Consider the following 7,287-nt stretch of genomic DNA (forward strand, 5'->3'; position numbering starts at 1 on the left):
ACGGGCTGCCAATGGTTCAAGCGCTTGCGAAATTTATCAGAACAGGATATGGGCCGTTTGTTCAAGATGCCCGCTACATTGAGCAGTACATGCAATTGCAGAGCAACAGGAAGCGATCGTCATTTGGGGGGAAGGAAAAAAACGACAAAAACATGCCGCACATTGCACCAACGGTAGAAGAAAGTGGTGAGCTATCGTCAATTCTAAATGATGTAAACACGTATAGAGAGACGATGGTTAATAAATTCATTATGGGTGAAGAACCACTTGACGATTTTGGTGCGTATGTTGAGACATTAAAAGGAATGGGCATCGAACGTGCCATTGAAATTAATCAGGATGCGCTTGATCGTTATCATGAGCGCTAATGGTGAAAAACGTGTTAAGCGGAAAGCGTCGTACTGTGCTATTTGTACACGCATCGTATTGACTGCCTGGCGTGCCTCTTTCTTTGGTCCAGAAAAAACGTTCGCGTCCCCTCAAAAAAGGGTGTCCGCGAACGTTTTTTGATTTTAAAACAAAGCAGCGAGTGTCTTCACTTTTCCCATCAGTCTTGACTTGCTGAGTTTTTCAGAGAAACGGCAACTCATCCGTAAGCTAACCGCCGAGCTTTTTTCTATTCGGTTACCCGACGCGTCTTGATGAACTAAATGCCGAAGATTTGATCAGCATGCAAATTTCTGTAGAACCACGGTTTTCTTTTTTGTACGGATTGTCTGCCCGAGCGGTCAAACCGGTTGACCGGATGGCGGTCGATTTATTTTCGCTTGTGTGAGAGATTGTTTGGGAAGATGAATCCAAAAACATTTTTCAATTGGTCCCTTCCGCTAAAACCGGAAGCCCTTAAAGAACTAGCTTTTTTCAAAGTAAGGATCATTGATTAAATTGAGTAGAGGGAAAGTTACTTAACTTTTCCCTCTACTCAATTGGCACTAAAGAAATGGCTGATTTTTTTCCATAAAGTTTCCATTGAGGATAAGGGGGATCACTTTGTGAACAAGCAAAGGGTATGTTGACGAATTCACTCGACACCTCTCAGGATATGATTGTATTTGATGTGTTGCACAGCGCAACATAATAAACCGATGTTCATCAACGATTGTTATGAATTTTTTTAATTTTTTCAATAAAATATTTACATATCGTTAACAGTACCTTTATACTACCTTTATTAAACCGGTTTAAAATGTGTTTTGAAAGTCTTAGTTAAACCGGTTTAATCGTTGACATGAAAGGGGGGGAAGGATGGCTACAATTACTGAAGTGGCTAAGCTGGCTGGCGTGTCAAAAGGAACCGTTTCGAATGTCTTTAGTGGAAAGCGACCGATCAGCCAGCAAGTGAAGACACGCGTGCTCGAAGCAGCGGCAACGTTAAATTATAAGCCGAATTATTGGGCGCGAACGTTGGCGATTAAGAAAACAAAAATGATTGGTCTTAACTTTTTAAGCGACGAGCATCAATTTAGTCAGTTTCATCTGTCTTTGATCAATGGCGTCTTATCCGAGTGTTATAAAAGTGGCTACCGGCTGTTAATTAATGCACTATCAAATGAATATCAAACGGATATTGAACATTTGGCTCGTGACCCGATTGACGGTGAAATCTTGTTAGATCCGTCGCTTGACGATCAAAGAATTGAGGAGCGTTTGCGGGAGAACCTTCCTGTGATCGTTATCGGCAATCCGCCTTCTGGATTAAGTGAGTCTCTGTCTTATGTAGATAACGACAATGTTGAGGCAGCCCGCAAGCTAACATCTCATTTGTTAAAGCTCGGGCATGAACATATTTCGTTTATTAACGCACCGTCGCAACGAACCGTAAGTGTCGATCGGCGGACAGGCTATGAAAAAGCGTTTGTGGAAGCAGGAATGACTTATCGTGATGAATGGGTCATCTCCATCCCCCCAGAGGAATCTTCTGCTGAGTTTGGTTACACGACGGCAACGCGCTTGCTGAAAAAAGAAAAATGTGGGGCGATGATTACAGATAATGAACGCTGTGCAATGGGGGTTTATCACGCTGCAAAAGAGATGGGCATACGAATCCCTGAAGATTTGTCGGTTGCGTCTTTTAGTGAAGAATCGTTCGTCTCAAGGTTTTCTCCTCCACTCACCAGTGTCCAGCTCAATGGCGGTCATCTCGGGCAAGCGGCAGCTCGACAGCTACTTGCTGAATTGAAAATGGAGGAAGCCGAAAGTACACGTTCTGCTGGAAGAATCATTGTGCCAACGGATTTTATACAAGGTGCGTCAAGTGCGCCAATAAAAATAAACATAAGGTAGGTATCTAACAGTGAAAAAGTACCTGTTGATGTTTGCATGTAGTCTCATGGTGTTCCTCGCTGCTTGTTCTTCAGGCTCAAACTCTACAGACTCGAATGCATCAAGCAATACTGGTGATTCATCTAGTGAAGAGCCAAAGCAAACGCTAAAAATCCTTACGGCTGTGGCTGGTGGAAAAAATGCGGAAGAGCACGAATTGTTTGTCCAGGAGATTGAAAAAGCATTAGATATGGACGTGGAGATGGTAAAGCCTCCGTCCGACTACGATCAAAAACTACTTGCTTCATTTGCGTCGGGTGAGGTTTATGATGTTGTGTACTTAACAAAGGATTTGATGGATGTCCTCGTGTCTCAAGAAGCACTTATGCCTTTGACAGATCAAATCGCTGCATCTGACGTTCTTTCTGATTCAGCGGTTATTCCTGACGAAGAGTGGGACATGATCGCGTATGAAAATGATGAACTATACGGTGTATTTAATAAATCAGAAGGTAGCACAATGCCAATCGTCCGACAGGATTGGCTTGACGAGTTAGGTCTTGAGGAGCCAACGACATTAGATGAATTTTATGACGTGTTTAAAGCATTCGGCGAGCAAGACCCTGATGGTAACGGCAAGGACGATACTTACGGTTTGACGACCGCAGGCCTATACGACATCCAGCCATTTATGAGTGCCGCTGGCGTCAAATATAAGTATGTCATTGATGAAAACGGCAACCGGACCATCCCTTATGCAAGCGAGGATGCGGTGCCTGTGTATGAGTGGTTCAATCAATTGTACGATGAAGGATTGCTTGATCCGAACTTTGCTACAAATGATACAGCGCAAATGCGCGACCTCTTTTTAAGTGACCGCGTAGGTGTCGTTACTTACTGGGATGCGTGGGTTGGTCTCTTTAACAACCTTCGTCTAACTGAAGATCCAAATACGGCCTTTGAAGCAAAAGGAATTGCTGGTGCAGAAGGACCAAATGGCGTCATGTTGCGTCGTGGGGACCCAAGTCTATGGGCCATTCCTGCAAACAGCAGCAACCCAGAAGGCGCACTGGCATTCTTAGAATACTGGCATTCTGAAGAAGGAAACCTTTTAAGCACACTCGGCATTGAAGGACACGATTATGAAGTTGATGAAAATGGTGAAGTTGCTTTGACTCCCACAGGTGAAGAGCACGGTATGGATCATGGTGTAGTGATGCCGAATAATACGAATTTTGAAAACCCGGTCGGTTTCCTGCCAGGTTTTCCAGAAGCAAGAGAGGTATGGCAAGCGCATAATGCAACGCTCGAAACGTCTACGGAAGATTGGCCAGATGCGGAAAAGATTGTTGAGAATTATGCTTTTCAAGCAATGACAGGTGAATTACCAGCGGAAGAAGCTGTACAAAAAATGCAAGAAGAGCTAAAAGGAGCAGGTCTCATTGATTAAGTTTCCTGTGAAGAAAGGTGAGGCGGCAGTCGAGCCGTTTCACCTTTTTGACAAAAAAAGGGGGCGCTCGTCGTTGCTTAAAGCGGTAAAAAGGCATTATGTTCTATATTTGATGATGATCCCCATCCTCGGTTATTTTGCGATTTTCAGCTTTTACCCTCTCATTCGCGGCTTCGCGATGTCAATGACTGAGTTTAAATTGATGGGCGGCGGCGATTTTATCTGGTTTGAGAATTATCTCGCTGTTTGGAAAGATCCTGTTTTTGTCAATGCCATGCTGAACACGGCGATTATTGGAACCGGAATTTTAATCGGTGGTTTTGTTGCACCACTGATTTTAGCGATCAGTCTCAATGAAGTTGCTAGCGCCTGGATGAAAAAGTCGATTCAAACGATCGTGTATTTACCGCATTTATTCTCGTGGGTCGTTGTCGGTGGTATTTGGATTTATATGCTTTCTCCAGATGGTGGGACGGTGAATGGGTTACTCAATCTATTTGGTATCGATTCGGTTCCATTTTTGACCGAGACAACACTTGCGAAGCCAATCATGGTTTTAACAGCGATATGGAAGGACATGGGGTTCATCTGTATTATCTTTTTAGCCGCGATCGTCGGTATTTCGCCAACGCTTTACGAAGCGGCCAAAATGGACGGGGCGACACGGCTACAACAAATATTTTATATTACGTTGCCCCAGTTGGCACCTACGATGAAGGTCGTTTTTTTGCTAAATATGATGGGGTTCTTAAAAATTTTCGACCAAATTTTCGTGATGACAAATCCTGCGATTGCCCGGCACGTGGACGTCATTATGATGTATACGTATGAAAAAGGCATTTTGCAATTTCAAATGGGTATTGCAACGGCAGCAGCCTTTACCGTTATATTTGTGACACTTATTCTCGTCATGATTTTTAGGAAAGTCGTTCGATACGATGTGGGGTGAAAACAATATGGTTGGAAAATGGAAAGAACAGACTGGACGCTGGCTTAACATTGCCATCTTGCTTGCCGTCGCCTTAACAATGATCATTCCGATCTGGAGCACCTTTGTCATTTCCATCTCTTCAGGGATTAGCTCTATGCAGAGGGGTTTAAATTTATGGCCAACCGCATTTAGTCTTGAAGGCTATGCGACGATTTGGAGTCAAATGGACTTATGGCGTCCGTTTTTAAATAATGTGTACGTTACCGTAGTAGGGACGTTTTTCCACGTGTTTTTAGCGTCAATGGCAGGGTTTGTTCTAGTGCAGCGTGATCTACCAGGAAAAAAATGGATGATGAGTCTAATATTGCTGACGATGGTTATCCCTTCAGAGGCGATTATGATTCCGCTTTATATTGTGAATAAAGATTTAGGGCTTTTAAATACATTAACGTCATTAATTCTTTCTGGCTTAATTTCTGGATTTAGTATTTTACTGATGCGGAATTTCTTTTTCTCTGTATCTTATGAAATTGCTGAATCAGCCCGGATGGATGGCGCGGGGGACTGGACGATCTTCACAAAGCTGTACCTTCCTTTAGCAAAGCCGGGAATAGCGACGGTCATGTTGTTTGAATTTGTCAGTCGTTGGAATCAATTCACACCCGCACTGTTGTATTTGACCGACCAAAACAAATTTACACTACAGCTCGCTTTACAGTCGATGGTGATTGCATCAGACGCGACGTCGAGCGGCACTTTTTTTACTCCTAATGTTCGGATGGCCGGCATTATGATTGCGCTTATACCGTTACTCATCATATACCCATTCGTACAAAAATATTTTGTGAAAGGTATCATGGTTGGGGCGACAAAGGAATAGGAGGCGTACATTTGGAAAGTTATATTGATAAAGAGACAATCAGTTACGTAATTCAGGCAGAGGAAGAGAAATCATATGTGAAACTCCCCATGTATATTGACGAAGGTACCGAACATATTCAAGTGTCCTACCAATTTAGCGGAAAAGATAACGGTGCCGTTGTCGACCTTGGAATCGCAGACCCTTATCAATTTCGAGGATGGAGTGGTGGTGCGCGTTCGGAGTTTTTCATCACCGAGAAGGACGCGACACCGGGATACCAACGAGGACGTCTCCATTGTGGCACGTGGCACATCATTCTCGGGGCGTATCGCATACCCGAGGCAGGCTGCCACGTAGAGGTGACGGTGAAAAAGACTGTAGCGGAGGAACGGATGTGGCTCAAAGGCGATTTGCATATGCATACCGAGCATTCGGACGGAAGTTACACGCTTGAAGAAACATTTCAAAGTGTAAAAGAAAAGGGATTCGATTATCTTGCGACGACGGATCACAATGTAGCTACACAAAATCGCCACGGTTTTTCAGAAAGTGACTTGCTGATCATTCCTGGGATGGAATGGTCAACCTATAAAGGCCACGCGAATATTTTAGGAGGTTTTAACCCGAGGGAGTCTTTTCAAGTAGAGACAAATGAAGAGGTGTCAGAGCTTACACATGCTGTCGTTTCCCGCGGTGATCTGTGGATCGTGAATCATCCGTTTGATGACGGCTGTCCATGGGAATGGGACTGGCCAGAGCAAATGAAAGCTGTAGAAGTATGGAACGGACCATGGCGCACGATCAATCAAAAAGCGATCAACTGGTGGCATGAGCAACTGACGAAAGGTTATCGTCTTCCGGCAGTTGGTGGCAGTGATACCCATCGCCCAGACCCATATGTTACACATGGAACACCGACAACCTGGGTGCACGCAAAAGGGCGGACGGTAGAGAGCACTCTTGAAGCCATTCGAAATGGAAGGACAGTGATCAGCAGTTCAGCAGACGGTCCACGTATCGAGGTGTGTAGTGGTACAGCTTTTATTGGTGATGAAGTAGCCGCTGCAGACGTTCAACTTGACATGATCGTCTATGAAGGAAAGGTCGGGCAGGAAGTCAGACTTTATACAGAACGTGGTCTCGCTGCGACCCACACTTTGACAACCGCTGAGCCGACTTGGGTGCAGCGAAGCGATGCCAGCGCCACACGCTTCTATCGTGCTGAGCTATGGAGCGAAGATGGAAAGCAGCTACTATCGTTGTGTAACCCTCTTTATATTAAAGAATAAGGTTTGGTTTTTAGTGAAGCGCGAAATTGGATCCTCTCAAGTTCGCGCTTGTTTGACGTGAATGACTCACCGTGTCGTCTACATTTTGGTTGTTTGATGCTTATAAAGTGGCGAACTGTTCGCGCAGTTTATAGTTCCACAGCGCTTTCTCTAGTGAGCTCTCACCAATAACGACGAGTCTATATGGAATAAACATTGTTGTGAGTTTGGGAAACGCGACTTCTTTTTTTAGGATAAGCGACCTAGCAGGTTGTACGGGCGAATGTCCCAAGTTTCATAATGAACCACATGTTCTGCTCTCATACAATCAATGGTGCGTGACTTCGTATGAGGGCGAGTGATATATTGATCGATGTTGTCTTCAGTGAGTTTATTGAACTACCCCCACTTAACACTCTTACGAGCTGTTTAAAGTGGGAGATTCCTAAGAACACGAGCGTAACCGCCAGTTATTGATGAGGCTATCCCCGTAGTTCCTACGGTTAGAAGCCTT

General features: G+C 44.4%; 5 protein-coding genes and 1 pseudogene. All 6 read left to right on the forward strand.

Going from position 1 to position 7,287, the window contains the following annotated elements; all coding sequences use genetic code 11:
- A pseudogene (locus tag G4V62_RS18545) lies at positions 1 to 368 on the forward strand (extracellular solute-binding protein); the annotation flags it as partial.
- An 877-nt stretch (positions 369 to 1,245) separates the two neighbouring features.
- Complete coding sequence (locus G4V62_RS18550; protein WP_165205065.1) at positions 1,246 to 2,283, forward strand: LacI family DNA-binding transcriptional regulator; 1,038 nt, start codon at positions 1,246 to 1,248, stop codon at positions 2,281 to 2,283.
- Between the two features lie 10 nt (positions 2,284 to 2,293).
- Positions 2,294 to 3,712, forward strand: a complete 1,419-nt coding sequence (locus tag G4V62_RS18555; protein ID WP_312855546.1) for an extracellular solute-binding protein — start codon at positions 2,294 to 2,296, stop codon at positions 3,710 to 3,712.
- Positions 3,705 to 4,661, forward strand: a complete 957-nt coding sequence (locus G4V62_RS18560) for an ABC transporter permease subunit (RefSeq protein WP_246218533.1) — start codon at positions 3,705 to 3,707, stop codon at positions 4,659 to 4,661. The genes G4V62_RS18555 and G4V62_RS18560 overlap by 8 nt, the downstream gene beginning before the upstream one ends.
- Positions 4,662 to 4,668: 7 nt before the next feature.
- The gene (locus tag G4V62_RS18565; protein ID WP_165205067.1) at positions 4,669 to 5,523 is read left to right on the forward strand and encodes a carbohydrate ABC transporter permease; all 855 of its coding nucleotides are present in this window, start codon (positions 4,669 to 4,671) and stop codon (positions 5,521 to 5,523) included.
- Between the two features lie 11 nt (positions 5,524 to 5,534).
- Positions 5,535 to 6,794 (forward strand): CehA/McbA family metallohydrolase, encoded by a 1,260-nt coding sequence (locus G4V62_RS18570; RefSeq protein ID WP_165205069.1) that lies wholly within the window; start codon positions 5,535 to 5,537, stop codon positions 6,792 to 6,794.
- Positions 6,795 to 7,287 lie beyond the last annotated feature (493 nt).

It is taken from the genome of Litoribacterium kuwaitense (genome assembly GCF_011058155.1).
GTDB lineage: Bacteria > Bacillota > Bacilli > Bacillales > DSM-28697 > Litoribacterium > Litoribacterium kuwaitense.

Excerpts from the sequence above, each read along its gene's own strand:
- G4V62_RS18550 (WP_165205065.1), top strand. The coding sequence starts at position 1,246 with ATGGCTACAATTACTGAAGTGGCTAAGCTGGCTGGCGTGTCAAAAGGA.
- G4V62_RS18565 (WP_165205067.1), top strand. The coding sequence starts at position 4,669 with ATGGTTGGAAAATGGAAAGAACAGACTGGACGCTGGCTTAACATTGCC.